This window comes from Streptomyces sp. SBT349, assembly GCF_001083795.1.
GTDB lineage: Bacteria > Actinomycetota > Actinomycetes > Streptomycetales > Streptomycetaceae > Streptomyces.
Genome location: NZ_LAVK01000127.1, coordinates 1 through 19,693 on the forward strand (window position 1 = coordinate 1; position 19,693 = coordinate 19,693).

The 19,693-nt window shown below is 71.9% G+C and carries 17 protein-coding genes, 1 tRNA gene and 1 pseudogene; 6 read left to right on the forward strand and 13 right to left on the reverse strand.

Annotated features, from left to right (window positions below; translation table 11 throughout):
- Positions 1 to 170: 170 nt before the first annotated feature.
- The 3 genes from ADY01_RS17290 to ADY01_RS17300 all read right to left on the reverse strand — a co-directional run bounded on the left by ADY01_RS17290 (position 171) and on the right by ADY01_RS17300 (position 2,520).
- Positions 171 to 1,235, reverse strand: coding sequence for a hypothetical protein (locus ADY01_RS17290; RefSeq protein ID WP_049573765.1), 1,065 nt, complete (start codon positions 1,233 to 1,235; stop codon positions 171 to 173).
- Positions 1,236 to 1,460: 225 nt separating this feature from the next.
- Positions 1,461 to 1,534 (reverse strand) — tRNA-Pro (locus ADY01_RS17295).
- A gap of 44 nt (positions 1,535 to 1,578) precedes the next feature.
- Complete coding sequence (locus ADY01_RS17300) at positions 1,579 to 2,520, reverse strand: metallophosphoesterase (protein ID WP_049573768.1); 942 nt, start codon at positions 2,518 to 2,520, stop codon at positions 1,579 to 1,581.
- Positions 2,521 to 2,562: 42 nt separating this feature from the next.
- Between ADY01_RS17300 and ADY01_RS17305 the strand changes: the two genes are divergently transcribed.
- On the forward strand, positions 2,563 to 3,024 hold the full coding sequence (locus tag ADY01_RS17305) for a GatB/YqeY domain-containing protein (protein ID WP_049573772.1): 462 nt from the start codon (positions 2,563 to 2,565) through the stop codon (positions 3,022 to 3,024).
- A gap of 86 nt (positions 3,025 to 3,110) precedes the next feature.
- Here ADY01_RS17305 and ADY01_RS17310 read toward each other — a convergent pair whose 3' ends face one another.
- Positions 3,111 to 5,405, reverse strand: a complete 2,295-nt coding sequence (locus ADY01_RS17310) for a transglycosylase domain-containing protein (RefSeq protein ID WP_049573774.1) — start codon at positions 5,403 to 5,405, stop codon at positions 3,111 to 3,113.
- A 339-nt stretch (positions 5,406 to 5,744) separates the two neighbouring features.
- Between ADY01_RS17310 and ADY01_RS17315 the strand changes: the two genes are divergently transcribed.
- Positions 5,745 to 6,158, forward strand: a complete 414-nt coding sequence (locus ADY01_RS17315) for a WhiB family transcriptional regulator (protein ID WP_234320273.1) — start codon at positions 5,745 to 5,747, stop codon at positions 6,156 to 6,158.
- Here ADY01_RS17315 and ADY01_RS17320 read toward each other — a convergent pair.
- A pseudogene (locus ADY01_RS17320) lies at positions 6,122 to 7,289 on the reverse strand (ArsA family ATPase). The gene ADY01_RS17315 and the pseudogene ADY01_RS17320 sit on opposite strands and share 37 nt — an antisense overlap.
- On the reverse strand, positions 7,286 to 8,260 hold the full coding sequence (locus ADY01_RS17325; RefSeq protein WP_049573777.1) for an ArsA family ATPase: 975 nt from the start codon (positions 8,258 to 8,260) through the stop codon (positions 7,286 to 7,288). The pseudogene ADY01_RS17320 and the gene ADY01_RS17325 overlap by 4 nt, the downstream one beginning before the upstream one ends.
- Before the next feature lie 60 nt (positions 8,261 to 8,320).
- Between ADY01_RS17325 and ADY01_RS39150 the strand changes: the two genes are divergently transcribed.
- From ADY01_RS39150 to ADY01_RS17335, 3 genes are read left to right on the forward strand one after another with little or no spacing between them, the layout of a single operon-like run.
- Positions 8,321 to 8,482, forward strand: a complete 162-nt coding sequence (locus ADY01_RS39150) for a DUF4177 domain-containing protein (protein WP_159001253.1) — start codon at positions 8,321 to 8,323, stop codon at positions 8,480 to 8,482.
- A complete protein-coding gene (locus ADY01_RS17330; RefSeq protein WP_049573780.1) occupies positions 8,479 to 8,955 on the forward strand; it encodes a RidA family protein in 477 nt (158 codons plus the stop codon). The genes ADY01_RS39150 and ADY01_RS17330 overlap by 4 nt, the downstream gene beginning before the upstream one ends.
- A 55-nt stretch (positions 8,956 to 9,010) precedes the next feature.
- On the forward strand, positions 9,011 to 10,843 hold the full coding sequence (locus ADY01_RS17335) for a S9 family peptidase (RefSeq protein WP_049573803.1): 1,833 nt from the start codon (positions 9,011 to 9,013) through the stop codon (positions 10,841 to 10,843).
- On the opposite strand, the gene ADY01_RS37130 is transcribed toward ADY01_RS17335, so the two are convergent.
- From ADY01_RS37130 to ADY01_RS17355, 4 genes are all read right to left on the reverse strand, one after another.
- Entirely contained in the window at positions 10,725 to 11,666 is a 942-nt protein-coding gene (locus tag ADY01_RS37130; protein WP_078900377.1) for an SURF1 family protein, read from the reverse strand. The two genes, ADY01_RS17335 and ADY01_RS37130, sit on opposite strands and share 119 nt — an antisense overlap.
- A gap of 29 nt (positions 11,667 to 11,695) precedes the next feature.
- Positions 11,696 to 13,018 carry a hypothetical protein gene (locus ADY01_RS17345; protein ID WP_049573783.1) on the reverse strand — a complete coding sequence of 441 codons (1,323 nt, stop codon included), beginning with the start codon at positions 13,016 to 13,018 and terminating at the stop codon, positions 11,696 to 11,698.
- 134 nt (positions 13,019 to 13,152) lie between these two features.
- Positions 13,153 to 13,764 carry a SigE family RNA polymerase sigma factor gene (locus ADY01_RS17350; protein WP_049573786.1) on the reverse strand — a complete coding sequence of 204 codons (612 nt, stop codon included), beginning with the start codon at positions 13,762 to 13,764 and terminating at the stop codon, positions 13,153 to 13,155.
- 398 nt (positions 13,765 to 14,162) lie between these two features.
- On the reverse strand, positions 14,163 to 15,434 hold the full coding sequence (locus ADY01_RS17355; protein WP_049573789.1) for an aspartate kinase: 1,272 nt from the start codon (positions 15,432 to 15,434) through the stop codon (positions 14,163 to 14,165).
- A gap of 289 nt (positions 15,435 to 15,723) precedes the next feature.
- On the opposite strand from ADY01_RS17355, the gene ADY01_RS17360 reads away from it, so the two are divergent.
- Positions 15,724 to 17,874, forward strand: a complete 2,151-nt coding sequence (locus ADY01_RS17360; protein WP_324613049.1) for a SpoIIE family protein phosphatase — start codon at positions 15,724 to 15,726, stop codon at positions 17,872 to 17,874.
- A 54-nt stretch (positions 17,875 to 17,928) separates the two neighbouring features.
- Here the strand turns inward: ADY01_RS17360 and ADY01_RS17365 are convergent, their stop codons facing one another.
- The 3 genes from ADY01_RS17365 to ADY01_RS17375 all read right to left on the reverse strand — a co-directional run bounded on the left by ADY01_RS17365 (position 17,929) and on the right by ADY01_RS17375 (position 19,628).
- On the reverse strand, positions 17,929 to 18,627 hold the full coding sequence (locus ADY01_RS17365; protein WP_078900378.1) for a DUF5063 domain-containing protein: 699 nt from the start codon (positions 18,625 to 18,627) through the stop codon (positions 17,929 to 17,931).
- Between the two features lie 63 nt (positions 18,628 to 18,690).
- Positions 18,691 to 19,290, reverse strand: coding sequence for a recombination mediator RecR (recR, locus tag ADY01_RS17370; RefSeq protein ID WP_049573794.1), 600 nt, complete (start codon positions 19,288 to 19,290; stop codon positions 18,691 to 18,693).
- Entirely contained in the window at positions 19,290 to 19,628 is a 339-nt protein-coding gene (locus ADY01_RS17375) for a YbaB/EbfC family nucleoid-associated protein (protein WP_049573797.1), read from the reverse strand. Before ADY01_RS17375 ends, recR begins: the two co-directional genes overlap by 1 nt.
- Positions 19,629 to 19,693 lie beyond the last annotated feature (65 nt).

The following is a 19,693-nucleotide window of genomic DNA, read 5'->3' on the forward strand; positions in this document are numbered from 1 at the left end:
AACATCCATGATCCACATCGCGTCGATCGACAACCTTACCAAGCGCATAACAGGCGAGACCACACCAACCTGGCGAGGCACCTACTAGGGCATAAGCGGCAATCTGCCTACTTCAAACGCCCTCTGAGAGCGATACCTGGAGCCAGCCTCGACGGTTGGCTCCCAATACTTCAGGCGCCAAACACTGCTTGGTACGCGCTCTGCCCCGCCCCGACGAGCATGGTCAGGCCAGGGGTAGCCGTACCGATTGCGGTGAGGGTTGCGTTCAGCCGATCAAATGCGGCCCGTACACGTCCCGGTTCAGGCAGACCGGTGGTGGCAGCTTCTTCCAGAACCTCTGCATCCAGAATCAGCTGGCTCTGCTCCTCTACGGAGACTCCCAGGCTCGGCGCGAACTGCCGGACCTGCTGAGCGAACTCAGCGAGTTTGGAAGCGTCCAGGCCGAAGGAGTTGTTCTGCACGACGTGCTGCTGCGAGCCAGCGACGAAGCCGTGGGAGCCGGTGATGTTGTAGGTGTCGCCGCCAGTCGGTTGACGGCTCAGAAAGTCATTCACGGTGCCTCCAGCGAGTACGCAGCGGGTGCCTTGTGCCGTGATCAGGACTGTGACCTCGGCCTCTGTGACCACTCGCTCCACAAGAGCGTGCTCGCCCAGGTAATCGAGCGCGCTGAGAACTTCATCCTCGGTCAGGAGATCCCCGGCGAAGCTGCACAGCGGATCTTCCAGGAATGCCAGCGCCGGAACAGAGGCTTGCCTTCCGCCCACGCGTAGGACCCAGCGCAACAACACATCGCAGGCGTGCCCGAAGCGTTCCACTGCGTCGGTGCGCAGAGCGAGCAGGCGGCGCGCTTCCAGCACTCCGTCGTCCGTGGGGAACACCTCGGAGAGCCCGCCGGCGAGGGTTCGTGCGATATTGACGAGCCCGAGCTTTTCAAGCTGCAACGCCATGTTGTCGCTGTCGCCCTCCGGCAGCCCTTCGTCGCGCGCGAAGTCCCGCACGTCTACGTAGTGGCTCGGATTCTGCTGGACCGACTCGTACAGCCAGAGCAACAAGCGGGACAGCTGCGGGTCGCTTTCGAGGCCGCTGGCACTCGCCAGGGTGAGCACACCCATGGACGGGGGCTCGACCTCGATGGGGATGCGGACGGGATGCTTGCGGTTCGCCCGCTCGAACTCCTTGACGATCTCTTTCTGCATCTTCGCGATCGCGCGCTTGTCGATCTTGAACCCGGCCAATCCGGTCTCCTATGGGGCGGTGATGGTTCAAGGCTAGACGGGGGCACTGACAGCGAGGACACGTATCCCGTCGAAGAGTCCGTTGCTGGCCAGGTCGCCGCAAGGCGGCCGGGTAGGGAGCTGCGTCCCGAAGTCGGCTCCCAAATGGCTCCCAAAATAGCCCCCGAACGCAGGTCAGGCCTGGTACTGATCTCTCAGTACCAGGCCTGACCTGGTGTTTCTCTGTCGGGGTGGCGGGATTTGAACCCACGACCTCTTCGTCCCGAACGAAGCGCGCTGCCAAGCTGCGCCACACCCCGGTGCGGCGTTCAATACTCTAGCCGACCGGTAGGCGAACGGGAAATCAGGTTTCTCGGGGGGTCAGTGTCAGCAGCGTCGCCTCGGGGGGGCAGGCGAAGCGGACGGGGGTGTAGCGGTTGGTGCCGCAGCCTGCCGAGACGTGGAGGTAGGCGCGGTGGCCGGGGGTTTCGTGGGTGGACAGGCCCTTGACGCGGGCCGTGTCGATGTCGCAGTTGGTGACCAGGGCGCCGTAGAAGGGCACGCAGAGCTGCCCGCCGTGGGTGTGGCCGGCGAGGATCAGGGGGTAGCCGTCGGCCGTGAACGCGTCCAGGGCGCGGAGGTAGGGGGCGTGCACCACGGCCAGGGAGAGGTCGGCGTCCGGGTCGGGCCCGCCGGCGACGCTGTCGTAGCGGTCCCGGCGGATGTGCGGGTCGTCCAGGCCGGTCAGCGCGATCTCCGTGTCCGCGGCCTTCAGGCGGCCGCGGGTGTTGGTGAGGTTGACCCATCCCGCGTCGTCGAAGGCGTCGCGCAGCTCGGGCCAGGGATTGCGCGGAACGTTGCTCGCCGGGGGGTTCCCGTTGAGGCCGAAGCGGCCGGAGGCGCGCTCCGCCAGGTAACGCGCCGGGTTGCGCAGGCGGGGCGCGTAGTAGTCGTTGGAGCCGAAGACATACGCGCCGGGGAACTGGAGCAGGGGCCCCAGGGCGTCCAGCGCCTCGGGGACGGCCTCGGGGTCGGAGAGGTTGTCGCCGGTGTTGATCACCAGGTCGGGGCGGAGCCCGGCGAGGGACTGGAGCCACCGCTGTTTCTTGCGCTGGCCCGAGACCATGTGGATGTCCGAGACATGCAGCAGCCGCAGGGGGGCCCTGCCGGGCGGGAGGACCGGGACGCTGACGCGCCGCAGGCGGAAGGAGCGGACCTCGAAACCGGCGGCATAGGCCACGGTGGCGGCGGAGACGGCGGTCACGGCGAGGGCGGCGTTGAGGGGGATGCGGTAACGGGCGCGCATGGGGCCATCGTTTCAGATGATCGGTACCGCACAATGGGGGGCATGACCACGTTCAAGTCCCAGCTCCGGAACGATCTGACGGCGGCGATCAAGGAGCGCGACGAGCTGCGTTCTGCCACGCTGCGCATGACGCTTGCCGCCATCACCACCGAGGAGGTCGCGGGCAAGGCGGCTCGTGAGCTGTCGGACGACGAGGTGCGCAAGGTGATCACCCGGGAGGCGAAGAAGCGGCGCGAGGCGGCGGAGGCGTTCGACAAGGGCGGGCGTCCCGCGCAGGCCGAACGGGAGCGGGCCGAGGGCGAGGTGCTGGCCGGGTACCTGCCGGCGCAGCTGTCCGACGAGGAGCTGAACGGGCTGGTCGCGGAGGCCGTGGCCCAGGCACGGGCGGACGGCGCCGAGGGACCGCGGGCCATGGGCGCCGTGATGAAGATCGTGAACCCGAAGGTCGCGGGCCGGGCCGAGGGCGGACGCGTCGCCGCGGCGGTCAAGAAGGCCCTCGCCTGACGCAGCTCGACCGCGCCTGACCGGGCGGCGCGAAACGGCCGGCGGTCCCGGGGGTGACTCCCCGGGGCCGCCGGCCGTGACGCGTCTCAGTCGCGGGGGCGGCCGAACGGGTCGCCGTCGCCGCCGCCGAGAACGTCCGGAGGCAGCTCGATCTCCGGCGGGAAGACGTCCCCGCCGCCCCCGCCGTCATCGCCGCCACCGCCACCGTTGCCGCCGTTGCCGCCGCCACCGCCGCCGTTGCCATTGCCGCCGTTGCCACCGGGGCGGCCGTCGTCGTCGTCCCCGCCGGGTCGGTCGCCGTCGCCGCGGGGGACGTTCACCTGGTTGAACGTCGAGGGCGCGACGCCTTCGAGCGCGCCGGTCATCGCCGCGTTCCAGATCGGGCCCGCGACCCGGGCACCGCTCGCCTGGGCGAAGTACTCGCCGCCGATGGTGATGTCCTCCATCGACAGCGGGGTGTCCCAGCCGCCGACGCGGACCGCCGTGGAGATGTCGGGGGTGTAGCCGACGAACCAGACGTTCTCGCGGTTGTCCGTGGTGCCGGTCTTGCCCGCGTTGTCCCGGCCGTCCAGTCCGACCGCGGCGCCCGTGCCGTCCTCGATGACGCCGGAGAGCATCTCGTTGATGGTGTCGGCGGTGTGCTCCGACATCACCTGGCGGCACTCGCTCTCGGGAACGGTCATCTCCTGGCCGTCGGCGTCGGTGACCCCGGTGATCGCGACCGGCTCGCAGAAGGTGCCGCGGTTGGCGAACGTGGCGTAGGCGGTCGCCATGATCAGCGGGGTGGTCTCCTGGCCGCCCAGGGTGAGCGAGGGGTGGGCCTGGAGGGGGCTGCCGCTGCCGTGCTCGACGCCCATGCGCCCGGCCATGGTGAGCGTCTCGCAGAGCCCGGCCTGCTTCTCCAGCTCGACGAAGTAGGTGTTGATGGACTGGCCGAGGGCCGTGGTCATGTCCCACGTGCCCCTCTCGTCCTCCCGCTCGTTCTGGAACTCCCACTCCGGCTCGGTGCCCTCTATGGGCCGGTTGTCGCAGTCGCGGAAGTCCTCGAAGCGGACGGTGTGTTCGTACCCGGTGCTGTACTCGGTGGCCGGGGAGATGCCCGCCTCCAGGGCCGCCGCCGCGGTGAACGGCTTGAACGTCGAACCGGGCTGGAAGCCGTCGCGGCTTCCGCCCATGGCGGCGCCGACGTTGTAGTTGATGGAGGTCTCGTTCTCCTGGTTGCCGTAGGGGAGGCTCTGGGCCATCGAGAGGATGTGCCCGGTGCCCGGCTGGACCTGGACGACCGAGCCGACGACCTCGTCCTCCGCGTAGACGTGCTCGCGCGCGGCCTGGGTGGCGGCCGCCTGGGCGTCCGGGTCGAGGGTGGTGCGGATGGTCATGCCGCCCAGCGCCCACAGGGCCTGGCGGTCCTCCTCGGTCTCGCCGAAGACCGGGTTGGCCAGGAACTCGCGCTGGACGTAGTCGCAGAAGAACTCCGCGTCGTTCGCCGCGGTGATGCAGCCGTTGGCCGGCTCGCTCACGTTCAGTCCGAGGTCGCGCTCGCTCGCCTCGTCGGCCTCGGCCTGGGTGATGTCGCCCGTCTCGACCATGGCCTGGAGCACCGTGTTGCGGCGCTCGAGAGCGGCCTGGTCGTCCACGGTCGGGTCGTACTGGCTGGGCGACTGCACCAGGCCGGCGAGCAGGGCGGACTCGTGGAGTTCGAGGTCGGCCGCGGACGTGGAGAAGTAGCGCTGGGCCGCGGCCTCCACGCCGTACGCCTGCTGCCCGAAGTACGTGATGTTCAGGTAGTTCTCCAGGATCTGGTCCTTGGTGAGCTCCTGTTCGAGCTGTATCGCGTACTTCATCTCGCGGATCTTGCGGCCGATGCCCGCGGCGCCGGTCTGGGTGATGGCCTCGGCGACCGCCTCCGGGTCGTCGCCCGCGGCCTCGACGAACACGTTCTTCACGTACTGCTGGGTGAGGGTCGAGGCGCCCTGCTCGACCGCGCCCGACTCGACGTTCTGCGTGAGGGCGCGGAGGATGCCGCGCAGGTCGACGGCGCCGTGCTCGTAGAAGCGGGCGTCCTCGATGGCGATGATCCCCTGCCGGAGCGTCTCCGACATCTCGTCCAGGGGGACCACCGTGCGGTTCCTGTAGTAGTAGTCGGCGATCTTCTCGCCGTCCGCGTCGAGGATGGTGGTGCGCTGGCTGAGCGGCGGTCGCTCCATCATGGACGGGATCTCGTCGAACCCGTCCATCGTGCCCCGGGCCGCGAGCCCGAGGGCGCCGACCGCCGGCAGGGCGATGCCCGCGAGCACCGCCCCGGACAGCACGCTGACCCCGAGGAACTTGGCAGCCTGCTGCATGGTGGTCAGCCCGCCACCGGAACGCTTCCTACTCATGGCGGCAAGCCTACGTTCTCAAAAGCCGGACAGGGGTCCATCTGTTCGCCTAAGCTACTCACGGTTCACACAATGATCCGCCCGTCAAGCGAGCCATCACTCGAAGGGGTGAGTTCGCGGAGACGCTGTGGCAGTGATCGGCACAACGTTTACCAGGGGTTCTTGCGCAGCACTCGTGTGGGTGACTTGGCGCTCTCCATAGTCCGATCGGGCCATTCAAGATTAGACCCCCTGGGGGTGTTGTGCGGTGCCCGCCTTCCGTAACGTCCTCAACTGGCAAGGGTGAATATGCCACTTGCCGCCGTGGGGGAGCCCGATTCGGGAGAGGACGGCACCGGCATGAGCTGGGTTACCGACTGGAGTGCGCAGGCGGCCTGCCGCACGACGGATCCGGATGAACTGTTCGTACAAGGGGCGGCTCAGAACAGGGCCAAAGCGGTCTGTACCGGATGTCCGGTCCGGACGGAGTGCCTCGCAGACGCGCTGGACAACCGCGTGGAGTTCGGCGTCTGGGGCGGCATGACCGAGCGCGAACGGCGCGCGCTGTTGCGCAGGCGCCCCACCGTTACCTCCTGGCGGCGCCTGCTGGAGACCGCGCGCTCGGAGTACGAGCGCGGCGCGCGCCCCATCAGCGTGCGCGCCGGGGATCGGAAGGACAACCGGGACTACGAGGAGTACAAGGACTTCGAGGGTTACAACGACTACGAGCCGTACGGCTACGGGGACTTCCCCGGCTTCGCGAACGTCGGCTGAGTCTTCCCGCCGCCGGCGAGCCGTTCACCGATGGCGCGCAGCCCTGCCAGGTCGTGCACGTCGCCGGGCAGGGCGGCGACCTCCACCACCGGCACCTCGGGGTGGAGTGCGGTGAAACGCGCCCGCGTGCGCTCCTCGCGCGCGACCTGGCGCATGCGCTCGGCGTGAACGCGCAGCAGCCAGGGCGCGCTCCGCGCTCAGGCGGGGGGCGGCGGAGGTCTGCACACGGTTGAGCACGAGACCGGCCAGCGGCATGTGGTCGGCCTTGAGCCGGTCGACGAAGTAGGCGGCCTCGCGCAGCGCGTCCCGCTCCGGCGCGGCCACCACGAGGAACGCCGTGCCGCTCGCCTGGAGGAGCCGGTAGGTGGCGTCGGCGCGGGTCCTGAAGCCGCCGAACATGGTGTCCATCGCGGCCACGAACGTCTGGACGTCCCGCAGCAGCGCCGTTCCCAGGACCTTGCCGAGGGTGCCGGTGAAGAGGGAGAGCCCGGCCATGCCCAGGCTCATCACCTTCCGCCCGGCTCGGCCGCCCGCCTTGGCCGGGGCCATCAGCACCCGGATGAAGCGCCCGTCGAGGAACGAGCCGAGCCGCTGGGGGGCGTCGAGGAAGTCGAGCGCGGACCGGCTGGGCGGGGTGTCCACGACGATGAGGTCCCACGCGTCGCGGGCGGCGAGCTGCCCCAGCTTCTCCATCGCCATGTACTCCTGGGTGCCCGCGAAGCCTGCCGAGAGCGACTGGTAGAAGGGGTTGTCCAGGATGGCGCGGGCGCGGGACGGGTCGGCGTGGGCCTCGACGATCTCGTCGAAGGTCCGCTTCATGTCGAGCATCATCGCGAACAGCTCGCCGCCGCCCGACGTGTCGGTGCCGGGCACGGGGCGCGGCACGTTGTCCAGCTCGGTCAGGCCCATGGACTGGGCGAGCCGCCGGGCCGGGTCGATGGTCAGGACCACCGCGCGGCGCCCGCGCTCGGCCGCGCGCAGGCCGAGGGCCGCGGCCGTGGTCGTCTTGCCGACCCCGCCCGAGCCGCAGCAGACGATGATGCGGACGTCCGGGTCGTCCAGCAGCGGATCCACGGCCAGCCTGGGCACGCCGGGGGCGCCCTGGCCCCGTGGCTCGCTCGCGGCGGTCACCGCGCGCCCCCCGTCCAGTCGAGGTCGCGCAGCAGGCGGGCGAGCCGGTAGAGCCCGGCCAGGTCGGCGCCCTCGGTGAGCAGCGGCAGCTCGTGCACGGGCAGGCCGAGCCCGGCCAGCTCGGCGCGCTGGGCCCGTTCGAGAGCGAGGCGCTGGGTGTGCTCGCGGCCCTCGGTGAGCAGCGGCCCGGCCAGCCGGCCGGCGCCGCGCAGCCCCGCGCGGGTCAGCGCGGCGGCGAGGCCGGGGTCGTGGTCGGGCACGGGCACGGCGACGTCCCCGGCGGGGCGGGCCATGTTCACCACGACGGCGCCCGCGGGCAGATCGGCGGCGCGCAGCTCGGCGACGGCGTCGGCCGTCTCCTGCACGGGCATCTCCTCCAGCAGCGTGACCAGGTGGACGGCGGTCTCCGCGGACTTCAGCACGCGCATCACCGCCTGAGCCTGGTGGTGGATCGGTCCGACGCGGGCGAGCCCGGCCACCTCGTGGTTGACGCCGAGGAAACGGGCGATGCGGCCGGTCGGGGGCGCGTCCATGACCACCGCGTCGTAGGCCCTGCCGGTGCCGCCCTGGCCGCGGCGCCTGACGGCCTCGCACACCTTCCCCGTCAGCAGGACGTCCCGCAGTCCGGGCGCGACGGTGGTGGCGAAGTCGATGGCCCCGATGCGGCGCAGCGCGCGGCCCGCGCCGCCGAGCTTGTAGAACATCTGGAGGTAGTCGAGCAGCGCCTGCTCCGCGTCCACCACCAGCGCGTACACCTCGCCGCCGCCGGGGCCGATGGCGATGCGGCGCTCGGCGTAGGGCAGTGCCTCGGTCTCGAAGAGCTGGGCGATGCCCTGGCGGCCCTCGACCTCGACCAGCAGCGTGCGCCGCCCGCGCTCGGCCAGGGCGAGCGCGAGGGCGGCGGCGACGGTCGTCTTGCCGGTGCCGCCCTTTCCGCTGACCACGTGGAGTCTGGTGCCGGGAACGCTCACGGAGCCGAGCCTAGGCGAACGGCCGCCGCGGTGTCAGAGCCGGACACTAGAGTGAGGCACATGAAGAAGTGGGAATACGCGACCGTGCCGTTGCTCGTGCATGCCACCAAGCAGATCCTTGACAACTGGGGGGACGACGGCTGGGAGTTGGTGCAGGTCATCCCGGGTCCGAATCCCGAGCAGCTGGTGGCCTACTTCAAGCGCGAGAAGCCGCGGCCATGAGCGGCGCCGGGTCCGTCGAGGCGCGGCTGGCCGAGCTCGGCCTGACGCTGCCCGAGGTGGCGCCGCCCGTCGCGGCGTATGTGCCGGCGGTGGTGACAGGGCCCTATGTGTACACCTCGGGGCAGGTGCCGCTGGTCGGCGGCAGGCTGGAGGTCACGGGGAAGGTCGGGGCCGAGGTCGGCCCGGAGCTGGCCAAGGAGCTGGCGCGGACCTGCGCGTTGAACGCCCTGGCCGCCGTGAAGTCGGTCGCGGGCGACCTGGGCCGGATCGTCCGCGTGGTCAAGGTGGTGGGCTTCGTCGCCTCGGCGCCGGACTTCACGGGCCAGCCGCAGGTGATCAACGGCGCCAGCGAGTTGCTCGGGCAGGTCCTCGGCGAGCGCGGTCGGCACGCGCGCAGCGCGGTCGGCGTCGCGGTGCTGCCGCTGGGCGCCCCGGTCGAGGTCGAGATGCAGGTGGAGCTGTCCGATGGCTGACGCGGCGCCGGGGGATCGCGTGGCGCCCGACGGCGGGCGGGTGCCCGCCGACCCCATGCCGGACTGGGAGAAACGGTTCAGGGCGCCGCGCGTGGGGCTGCCGGGCTGGGCGCGGGAGGCCCCGGACCGTTCGCTGTTCGTGTCCAACGCGACGGGCACGTTCGAGCTGTACGCCTGGGACCGGGCCACCGGTGGGCAGCGGCAGGCCACCGACCGGCCGAACGGGACGGTGGACGGCACGCTGTCGCCCAACGGCGCGTGGCTGTGGTGGTTCTCCGACACCGACGGCGACGAGTTCGGCGTGTGGATGCGGCAGCCGTTCCACGGGGGCGAGGACGAGACGGCCGTGCCGGGGCTCGCGCCCTCGTTCCCGGCCGGGCTCGCGCTCGCCCTCGACGGCACGGCGGTCGTCGGCCGGATGACCGAGGAGGACGGCACGACGCTCCATGTGGCGCGGCCGGGCGAGGAGCCGGTGGAGATCTACCGGCACCGGCAGTCCGCGGGCGTGGGCGACCTGTCGCACGACGGCTCGCTGCTGGCCGTGGAGCACACCGAGCACGGCGACGCGATGCACTCGGCGGTGCGGGTGGTGCGCCTGGACGGCACGGCGGTCGCCGAGCTGGACGACACCAAGGGCGGCACCGAGGAGCTCGGCCTGACGGTGCTCGGCTTCGCGCCGGTGGACGGCGACTCCCGGCTGCTGATCGGGCATCAGCGCCGCGGGCGCTGGGAGCCGATGATCTGGGACCCGCTGACGGGCGAGGAGACCGAGCTGTCCACGGGGCTCCCGGGCGATGTGCACGCCGACTGGCTGCCCGACGCCTCGGGACTGCTGATCGACCACAGCCACCAGGCGCGCGACGAGCTGTGGCGGTACGACCTGGCCACCGGTCGGCCGGACCGGGTCGAGACGCCGCCCGGCACCATCTCCGGCGCCACGGGGCGCCCCGACGGCACCGTGGAGTACCTGTGGTCCTCGGCCGCCGAGCCGCCGCGCGTGGTGTCCACGTCCGGGCGGACGGTGCTCGATCCGCCGGGGATGCGGGCGCCGCGTTCGCTGCCGGTGACCGACGCCTGGGTGGAGGGTCCGGGTGGCACGGTGCACGCGCTGGTGCAGCGGCCCGAGGGCCGGGGCCCGTTCCCCACGGTCTTCGACATCCACGGCGGGCCCACGGCGCACGACAGCGACGGGTTCGCGGCGGGCCCCGCGGCCTGGCTCGACCACGGCTTCGCCGTCGTCCGGGTCAACTACCGGGGCTCCACCGGGTACGGGCGGGAGTGGACGGACGCGCTCAAGCACCGGGTCGGGCTGATCGAGCTGGAGGACGTCGCCGCGGTCCGGCGGTGGGCGGTCGATTCGGGTCTCGCCGACCCGGAGCGGCTGGTGCTCACCGGCGGGTCGTGGGGCGGCTATCTGACGCTGCTGGGCATCGGCACCCAGCCGGACGCCTGGACGGTCGGCGTGGCGGCGGTCCCGGTCGCGGACTATGTCGCCGCGTACGAGGACGAGATGGAGGCGCTCAAGGCGCTGGACCGGACGCTGCTCGGCGGCGCGCCGGACGAGGTGCCCGAGCGGTTCGAGGCGTCGTCGCCCCTCACCTATGTGGACCGGGTGCGGGCCCCGGTGTACATCTCCGCCGGTCTGAACGATCCGCGCTGCCCGATCCGCCAGATCGAGAACTACGTGGCGAGGCTGGTGGAGCGCGGCATCACCCACGAGGTGTACCGGTACGACGCCGGGCACGGCTCGCTGGTGGTGGAGGAGCGGATCAAGCAGGTGGCGCAGGAGATCCGGTTCGCACAGGCACATCTGCCTCCGTCCCCGGACCTGCCTGGGACGGGAGCGAGGACGGCGACGACGACGGAGCACCGGGCGACGGCGGAGTAGCGGACGGCGGCGGAGTAGCGGGCGGCGCGGCCCGGGGGCCGTGGGGCCGGCGGTCGGCGGGCGCGGCGGGGAGGAGGCCGAGCTCGGCGTCGCGCCGGGTCTCCACCTCCCGCCGGAAGAGGCGCGCCCACATGAAGACGGCGAACGCCGCGAAGACGAACCACTCGGCGGTGTAGCCCAGGTTCTGGAAGGCGTCCATGTCCAGACCCGTGCCGGTGGGCGCGGTGGCAGGCACGGCCGTCATCGGCTCCTCCGCGTCCCGCACGGTGATCCAGACGTCGGAGACCTCGTACGGCAGCACGTTGATCAGCGAGGCCGCCGAGATCACCCCGAGCTGCCCCTCGGGCAGGCCCGTGGTCGGCGCGGTGACCTCGCTGGGGGACTCGGCGGCCTGGAGGGCGCCGGTGACGGTCACCTCGCCGCCGGGCGGCGGGGGCGCGGCGCTCGCGTCGGCGGCGCCGGGCAGCCAGCCGCGGACCACGGGGACGGCGGGGCCGCCGTCGGAGGGGCGCAGCGGCGTGAGCACGTAGGCGCCGCGTGCGCCGTCCAACGTTCGCTCGGGGACGAGGAGTTGGTGGTCGGGGTCGTACACTCCCGCGATCTCGGCCTGCCGCCCCACGGTCTCGGTCGTCAACGGCATCAGCTCGGCGAACGGCCGCGCCTCGCCGGTCGCCTCCGCGAGCTCTTGCTGCTCGCGGTGCGCGTCCACCTGGTCCTCGAAGCGGCCGAGCTGCCAGGTGCCCGCGACCAGGCAGACCGGGATCGACAGCACCACGAAGACGTTGATCGCCCACCAGCGGGGCGTCAGCAGGAACCGGTACACGCCCCCACGGTACGTCCAGGCCCCGGCCGCTAGGGCCCCGGGGCTTCCAGAACTCCCGTGCGGTAGATCGTGCCGGAGCAGTCGCCCTCCAGCCGGATCTGCGCCGCCGCCGGCTCTCCCGCCGCCGGGGTGTACCGGAGCACGACGCCGTCGTCGTCCTCCTCCTCGTCGCTCGGCGGGTCGCTGGGGTCACCGGTGCTGGGGTCGTCGCTCGGCTCCTCCTCGCCGGGGTCGCCGGTGCCCGCGGTGGTGCCGGGACCGTCGCTCGACCCGTCGCCGTCGCTGCCGGACGGGGGCCCCTCGGTGCCTCCGCCCCCCGCGCCGCCGCCGTTCGCCCCGTCGCCGTTCGCGCCGCCGTTCTCGCCCGGAGCCGAGGAGGGCGCGTTCTGGACGTCCGCGGACATCGGGTCGGCCGTCGAGGTCGGCGGGTCGTCCGCGGGCCTGTCCTCGTCGTCGGCCTTCTCCACCTCGCAGGTGCCGGCGGCGGACGCGCTCGGGACCCAGGCGAAGCGCACCTCGTATGCCTCGCCCGCGGGCACGATCAGTTCCTCGTGCGTCTCGTCCGGGGTGGGGAGCCCGGTCGCCCGGTCCCCCTCGGTGCGGTCCACGATCTGGATGTCCGCGGCGCCCTCGGTGCCGAACGGCAGGGCGGCGAGCTCCCCGTTCCCCGTGACGAGGCAGGCGGTGTCCGAGACGTTCGCCAGGCGGATCAGGCCGTAGATGCGGCCCTGCTCGTCCGGCGGCTCCAGGTCCGTCGTGACCTCGCCGAGCTGGCCGCGGCGGCAGGTCGGGGAGCTGGCGCCCAGGGTCTCGTCGGAGTGGGGCGAGTTCGGCAGGAACTGGCCGTCGTAGACGCCTCCGGGCGGCCTCCCGGGGCCGGCGGTTCCGTCGGGGTAGTCCTCCGCCCCGCCGGTGGGCCGGCCGTCCGACGGGTGGATGCCGAGGGAGCCGCCGTCCGCGGTGCCGCGCTGGCTGCCGTCCACGGAGTGGTCGGCGCCCGCGTCGAGCGAGTTCTCGCCGCCGCCTCCGACGCTCGCCGCCGCGGACAGCACCAGCGGGGCTCCGAGGCCGAGCAGCGCGACGGAGGCCGCGGTGCCGATCAGCAGGTGGCGCCGCCGGCGGCGCCGGGCCGGGACCGCGTCCTGGAGGTGGTCGAGCGCCCCGGAGGTCGGTTCGATGCCGCCCACCGCGTCGCGGAGCAGCCGGCGCAGCTCCTCCTCCTGGCCCGAGAGGGCGGGGGACCCGGACGGGTCCGGGCCGCCCGGAACGGCCCCCTCGACGCCCTCGCCGTCGCCCTCGGTGTCGGCGTCGGTGTGCCCGGGCAGGTCCGGCAGGTCGGGCAGCGCGGTCAACCGCCGCCGTTTCGGCGGCTCCTGAGCGTTGCGCCCCTCACGCCTCTCGCGCGCGTCTCGCCGATCCCGCGCGTCGCGCCTGTCCCGGGGGCCCCTCGGCCCCGGCGGGCGCCGGATGTCCCGGTCATCGCCGCTCATCGGACGGCCTCCATGGCGACGCGCAGCGCGGCGATGCCCCGCGAGCCGTACGCCTTGACGGAACCGGCCGAGATGCCCAGGGTCTTGGCCACCTCGGCCTCGGTCATGTCGGCGAAATAGCGCAGCACGAGGACCTCGCGCTGCCGCCGTTGCAGCCCGCGCATCGCCTTGATCAGGTCGGCGCGCTCGAGTTGCTCGTAGGCGCCCTCCTCCGCGCTGGCCATGTTCGGCAGCGGCTTCGAGAGCAGCTTCAGGCCGAGGATGCGGCGGCGCAGGGTGGAACGCGACAGGTTGACCACGGTCTGGCGCAGGTAGGCGAGGGTCTTCTCCGGGTCGCGCACGCGGTTGCGCGCGGAGTGCACACGGATGAACGCCTCCTGCACGACATCCTCGCAGGACGCCGTGTCGTCGAGCAGCAGCGCCGCCAGTCCGAGCAGGGAACGGTAGTGGGCGCGGTAGGTCTCGGTGAGGAAGTCGATGGTGGTCCCCGCGGCGGCCTCAGCCATGGCGTCGCCCGCGTCCTCGCCCTGGGCGGGGATGTGCGTCGGCCGGGAGGCCGGCAGGGGAGCGGTCACGGGCGCGCCCCCGGCCAGGCGTCGCGGGGGCATTGCCGGAAATCCGAGAACCTCTGCAACCTCTGCCACGCATGTTGGACGCCCATTCCCCCGTAAAGGTTGTACGGCGTGGGCGGGCTGTCGGCTTTCGAGGTACCCGGTCTCATAACCCACCGCCCACCGTGAAGGTCCCATTTCCGTCCGTGTCCGCGCCGGGTCAGGGCGCCAAAAACGCACCCCGCACCGCAGTTGGCTGCCTAGCGGTGCGGGGACTTGAAATGGTCTCCCGGCTCATCCGCCGGGAGCAAGCCATCAGGACCTACGACTTGGTCACGAGAGCTTCACATCTGGTCAGCCTCGGCCACCACCGGACGTTTTCGGTCGGAACGGGCCGGTGTGAGGAGGTGGCGTGAGAAGAAGGTGGGAGGGGACGGGAGGGCATTACGGGGGGCTCAGCGGCCGGTGCCCCCGTAGACCACGGCCTCGTCGCTGTCGCTGTCCAGGCCGAACGCCGTGTGCACGGCGCGCACCGCCTCGTTGACGTCCTCCTCGCGGGTCACCACCGAGATCCTGATCTCGGAGGTCGAGATCAGCTCGATGTTGACGCCCGCGTTCGACAGCGCCTCGCAGAATGTCGCGGTCACACCCGGGTTGGTCTTCATGCCCGCGCCGACGAGGGAGATCTTCGCGATCCGCTCGTCGTAGCGCAGTGCCTCGAAGCCGATGATGGCCCGCCGCTTCTCCAGCGCGTCGATCGCCTTGCGCCCCTCGTCCTTGGGGAGGGTGAAGGAGATGTCGGTGAGTCCGGTCGACGCGGTCGAGAAGTTCTGCACGACCATATCCATGTTGATCTCGGCGTCGGCGATCGCGCGGAAGATCTTCGCCGCCTCACCCGGCTTGTCGGGAACGGCGACAACGGTGATCTTCGCCTCGGACGTGTCGTGTGCGACCCCCGAGATGATTGCCTGCTCCATCGGCTGACCTCCTGGCGGTTCCTTGCTGATCCAGGTGCCCTTGAGCCCCGAGAACGACGACCGCACGTGAATCGGAATGTTGTAGCGCCGCGCGTACTCGACGCAGCGGTGCAGCAGAATCTTGGACCCGGAACTGGCCAGCTCCAGCATGTCCTCGAACGAGATCCACTCGATCTTGCGGGCCTTGCGCACGACCCGGGGATCCGCGCTGAAGACGCCGTCCACGTCGGTGTAGATCTCGCAGACCTCGGCGTTGAGCGCGGCGGCGAGGGCGACGGCCGTGGTGTCCGAGCCGCCGCGGCCGAGGGTCGTGATGTTCTTCCCGCTCTGGGACACGCCCTGGAACCCGGCGACGATCGCGATGTTCCCCGCGTCGACCGAGCTCTGGATCCGGCCCGGCGTGACATCGATGATGCGGGCCTTGTTGTGGACGGAGTCGGTGATGACGCCGGCCTGGCTGCCGGTGAACGACTGTGCTTCGTGACCGAGCGACGTGATGGCCATCGCCAGCAGCGCCATCGAGATGCGCTCCCCGGCGGTCAGCAGCATGTCCAGCTCGCGCCCCGTGGCGACGGGCGACACCTGGCCCGCCAGATCGATCAGCTCGTCCGTCGTGTCGCCCATCGCGGAGACGACGACCACCACCTGGTGGCCGTTCTTCTTCGCCTCGATGACCCGCTTGGCGACGCGCTTGATGCCCTCGGCATCGGCAACGGAGGAGCCGCCGTACTTTTGCACGACAAGGCCCACGTGTGCTCGCTCCTCGTTCTCTTGCTCTCCATGGCCGAAAACAGGCCACAGCCGGATGAAGTCTACCGAGCGGGCCGCCCCACTCGCCCACCCAGCGACCACCCCTGCCCTGCCCCGGACAGGAGCACACCGGATTACGCCACGAACGTAAGACACGTCACACACCGGCCGCGGGCCCCGGGCGGGCCGCCGCCGGTGTGCTGGTGACCGGAACGGGACGTAACGTTCACCTATGGGTGCTATGCCGTCTTCGGGTCTTGAGCGCCTCGACCCGCCCGTCCTGAGGGCCGTGCGGGAGACGGGAGCCTACGGCGGGTTCGTCTACCTGCTCGACCCGGGGGAGCGGGTGCTCCGCCTGGCGCTGGTGTCCGGGCTGCCCATCGACATCTTCATGCCCTGGATACGGGTGGGCCTGGAGGCGCCCCTCCCGCTGACCGAGGCCATCATCCGGCGACGTGCCGTATGGGTGGGCGTCGGCGAGATGGCCAACCGCTACCCGCAGGTCGGCATGGTGCTGCCGTATCCGTTCGCGTCGGCGTACGCCCCGATCACCCTCGGCGAGACGGCCGACGGTAGCGGGGAGGGTGAGGGCGGGGGTGAGGGCGGTGACGGCGGTGACGGGGACCTCGGCTCCGACGCCGGCGTGCTCGGGCTGCTGTGGCCGGGCACGCACCCGGCCGGCCACACCCCCGTGGAGCACGAGGGCCTCCGGGACGGCGCCGCGCGCCTCGGCCGGCTGCTGCGCGGCATCGCCGCCGCCGGGCGCCCGTTGCGGGGCGGGGAACGGCCGCGGGTGCTGCTGCGGCGCCCGCCGACGCGCCTGGGGCACGAGGAGGCGCTGGCGGCGGCCTGGCTCACCGAGCGCCTCCCCGAGGGGCACTGCGCGGTGGAGCTGGACGGCCGCATCTCCTATGCCAACGCGGCGGCGGCCGAACTCACCGGCATCCCCCCGGAGGAGCTTCCCGGCTGCCGGCTCTGGGAGAAGCTGTCCTGGCTGAGCGACCCGGTGTTCGAGGACAGGTTCCGCAGGGCGCTGCTCAGCCGCCGCCCCACCTCGTTCACCGCGCTGCGCCCGCCCGATCGCTGGCTGCGCTTCCACCACCACCCCGACGCGTACGGCGTCAGCCTCAGGATCGCCCCCGCGCCCGCCACCTCGACCGAGTGGGCCACGCCCGAGGACCGCTCCGCCCGCGCGATGCCCGGGGGCCGGGCCGCGCCCGTCCGGGTCGGCGCCCTGTACCACCTGATGCAGCTGGCGGCCGTGCTCACCGAGGCGGTCGGCGTCAACGACGTGGTGGACCTGGTGGCCGGCCAGATCATGCCGTCGCTCGACGCCCAGGGGCTGCTGATCTTCGTCGCCGAGGGCGGCAGGCTCCGCGTCGTGGGCCACCGCGGCTACCGGCCCGAGTCCATGGAACGGTTCGACGGCACCCCGATGGACTCCCCGAGCTCGCCCGCCGCACGGGTGCTGTCCGAGGGGGAGCCCGCGTTCTACGGGTCGCCCGACGAGCTGGAGCCGTCGTTCTCCGGCCTCCCCGCTCTGACCGGCAAGGAGGCGTGGGCCGTGCTGCCGCTGATCGCCTCGGGCCGCACCGTCGGCTGCTGCGTCGTCGCCTACGACCGCCCGCACCCGTTCAGCCCGGACGAGCGCGCGGTGATGACCTCGCTGGCCGGGCTGATCGCCCAGGCCCTGGAACGCGCCAGGCTCTACGACGCCAAGCACCACCTCGCGCGCCGCCTCCAGGCCGGGCTGCTGCCGCGGGCGCTGCCCGAGGTGCCGGGGCTCGACGTCGCCGCCCGCTATCTGCCCGCCACCCGGGGCGTGGAGATCGGCGGCGACTTCTACGACCTGATCCGGCTGGGCGGCGACACGACCGCCGACACGGCCGTGGCCGCCGCGATCGGCGACGTCCAGGGGCACAACGTCAAGGCCGCCGCGCTGATGGGCCAGGTCCGCACGGCCGTGCACGCCACGGCGGGCGCGCCGCCGGGCGAGGTGCTCGGGCGGGCGAACCGGCTGCTGACCGACCTCGACCCCGGGCTGTTCACCAGCTGCCTGTACGTGGATCTCGACCTCACCGCGCGGCGCGCCAGGCTCGCCACGGCGGGCCACCTGCCGCCGCTGCTGCGCCACCCGGACGGGCGCGTGACTGCGCTGCCGGTGATCCCGGGCCCGTTGCTCGGCATCGACCGGGGCGCCGAGTACCCGGCGATGGAGATCCCGCTGCTGCCGGGCGCCGTGCTGGTCCTCTACACCGACGGGCTCGTCGAGCAGCACGGGCGGGACCTCGACGAGTGCATGGCGGAACTGGCCCAGCACGTCGGCGAGACGGAGGCGCGGGGGTCGATGGACGAGCTGGCCGACGCGCTGCTGCGCAGGGCGCGGCGCTCGGACGCGTTCAACGACGACATCGCGCTGCTGCTGCTCAGCCCGCGGTGACGCAGCCCGCGGTGACGCCTTCCGCCCGTCGGAGCGCGGGCCGACGGGTGGGCGTCAGGAACCGCCGGCGGGGCCGAGGCCGAGCGGGGTGGCGATCTCCGCCTGCATCACCCGGCCCGCCTGCCGCTCCAGGTCCCCGTCCTCCGCTTCGCTGTCGGTGTCCAGACCGTCGAGCTCGGCCAGCGGAGTGTCCAGGCGGACGTGGGCGACGAGGGACTGGAGGGCGCGCAGCGCGGCGCTCGCGGTGGGGCCCCAGTTCGACAAGTAGGAGAACTGCCACCACCACAGGGCCTCGCTGACCCGCCCCGCGGTGTAGTGCGCCAGGCCGTGGCGCAGGTCGGAGATGATGTCCGCCAGGTCGTCGGAGATGCGCGCGGCGACCGGCGTGCTGCGCGGCACATACGGGTCGAAGACCTCGGAGTAGATGTCGATGGGTGCCAGCAGCGAGCCCAGGCGCTCCCGCAGCTCGTCCATGTCGGGCTCCGGGCCGGTGTCCGGCTCGTACCTCTCCTCGGGAACGATGTCCTCGTGCGCGCCCAACCGGCCGCCGGCCAGGAGGACTTGGGAGACCTGGAGCAGGAGATAGGGCACCGCGCTGTCCGGGTCGTCGCCCTTGGCGACCTCGGAGACGGCGACGATGAAGCTCTCGATCTGGTCGGCGATCTGGACCGCGAAGCTGTCCGGCCCGTCCGGTGCGCCCGGTGCGCCCTGTCCCTGGACCGCGCCGGCCTGCGGCTGCGGCGTCGGCTGCATCGGCGGCATCGCTTCGGACATCATGTGATCGCCTCCCCAACGGTCCCTATGTCTGCGTCTGCATTACACATCAAGCAGGCGTCTTCCCTCGAACGCGCGCCCCAAGGTGACCTCGTCGGCATACTCCAAGTCTCCCCCCACCGGCAGCCCGCTGGCTAGCCGAGTGACCCGGAGGTCGAGCGAGCCGACCATCCTGGCCAGGTAGGTCGCGGTCGCCTCGCCCTCCAGATTGGGGTCGGTGGCCAGGATCAACTCGGTGACGGAACCGTCCGCGAGGCGGGCGAGCAGCTCCCTGATCCGCAGGTCGTCGGGCCCCACGCCGTCGATGGGGCTGATCGCTCCGCCCAGCACGTGGTACCGCCCACGGAATTCGCGCGTTCGTTCGATCGCCACCACGTCCTTGGGCTCCTCGACCACGCAGATCACCGTGAGGTCGCGGCGTGGGTCGAGGCAGACGCGGCACCGTTCCTCCTGCGCGACATTGCCGCACACCGCGCAGAACCGGACCTTCTCCTTCACCTCGGTCAGGGCGTGCGCAAGGCGCCGGACGTCGGCGGGCTCGGCCTGGAGGATGTGGAAGGCGATGCGCTGCGCGCTCTTGGGGCCGACGCCGGGCAGCCGGCCCAGCTCGTCGATGAGGTCCTGGACCACGCCCTCGTACATCAGAACGGCAGCCCGGGAATGCCGCCTCCGCCGAGCCCCTGGGCGAGGGGGCCGAGCTTGGTCTTGGCCAGCTCCTGCGCGGAATTGTTCGCATCGCGAACGGCCGCGATCACGAGGTCCGCCAGGGTCTCGGTGTCCTCCGGATCCACCGCCCGGGGGTCGATCTCCAGGCGCGTCAGCTCGCCGGAGCCGGTGACCGTGGCCTTGACCAGCCCGCCGCCCGCGGAGCCCTCCACGGGCGTCTCGGCCAGCTCCTGCTGGGCTGCGGCAAGATCCTGCTGCATTTTCTGGGCCTGCTGCAACAGCTGTTGCATATCGACCCCACCACCGGGGAACACGGCCTCACTCCTGGCTCGTCGACGACGTTTCTTCTCGTGCCCTGTCGAGCCTACGGGCTCGGGTG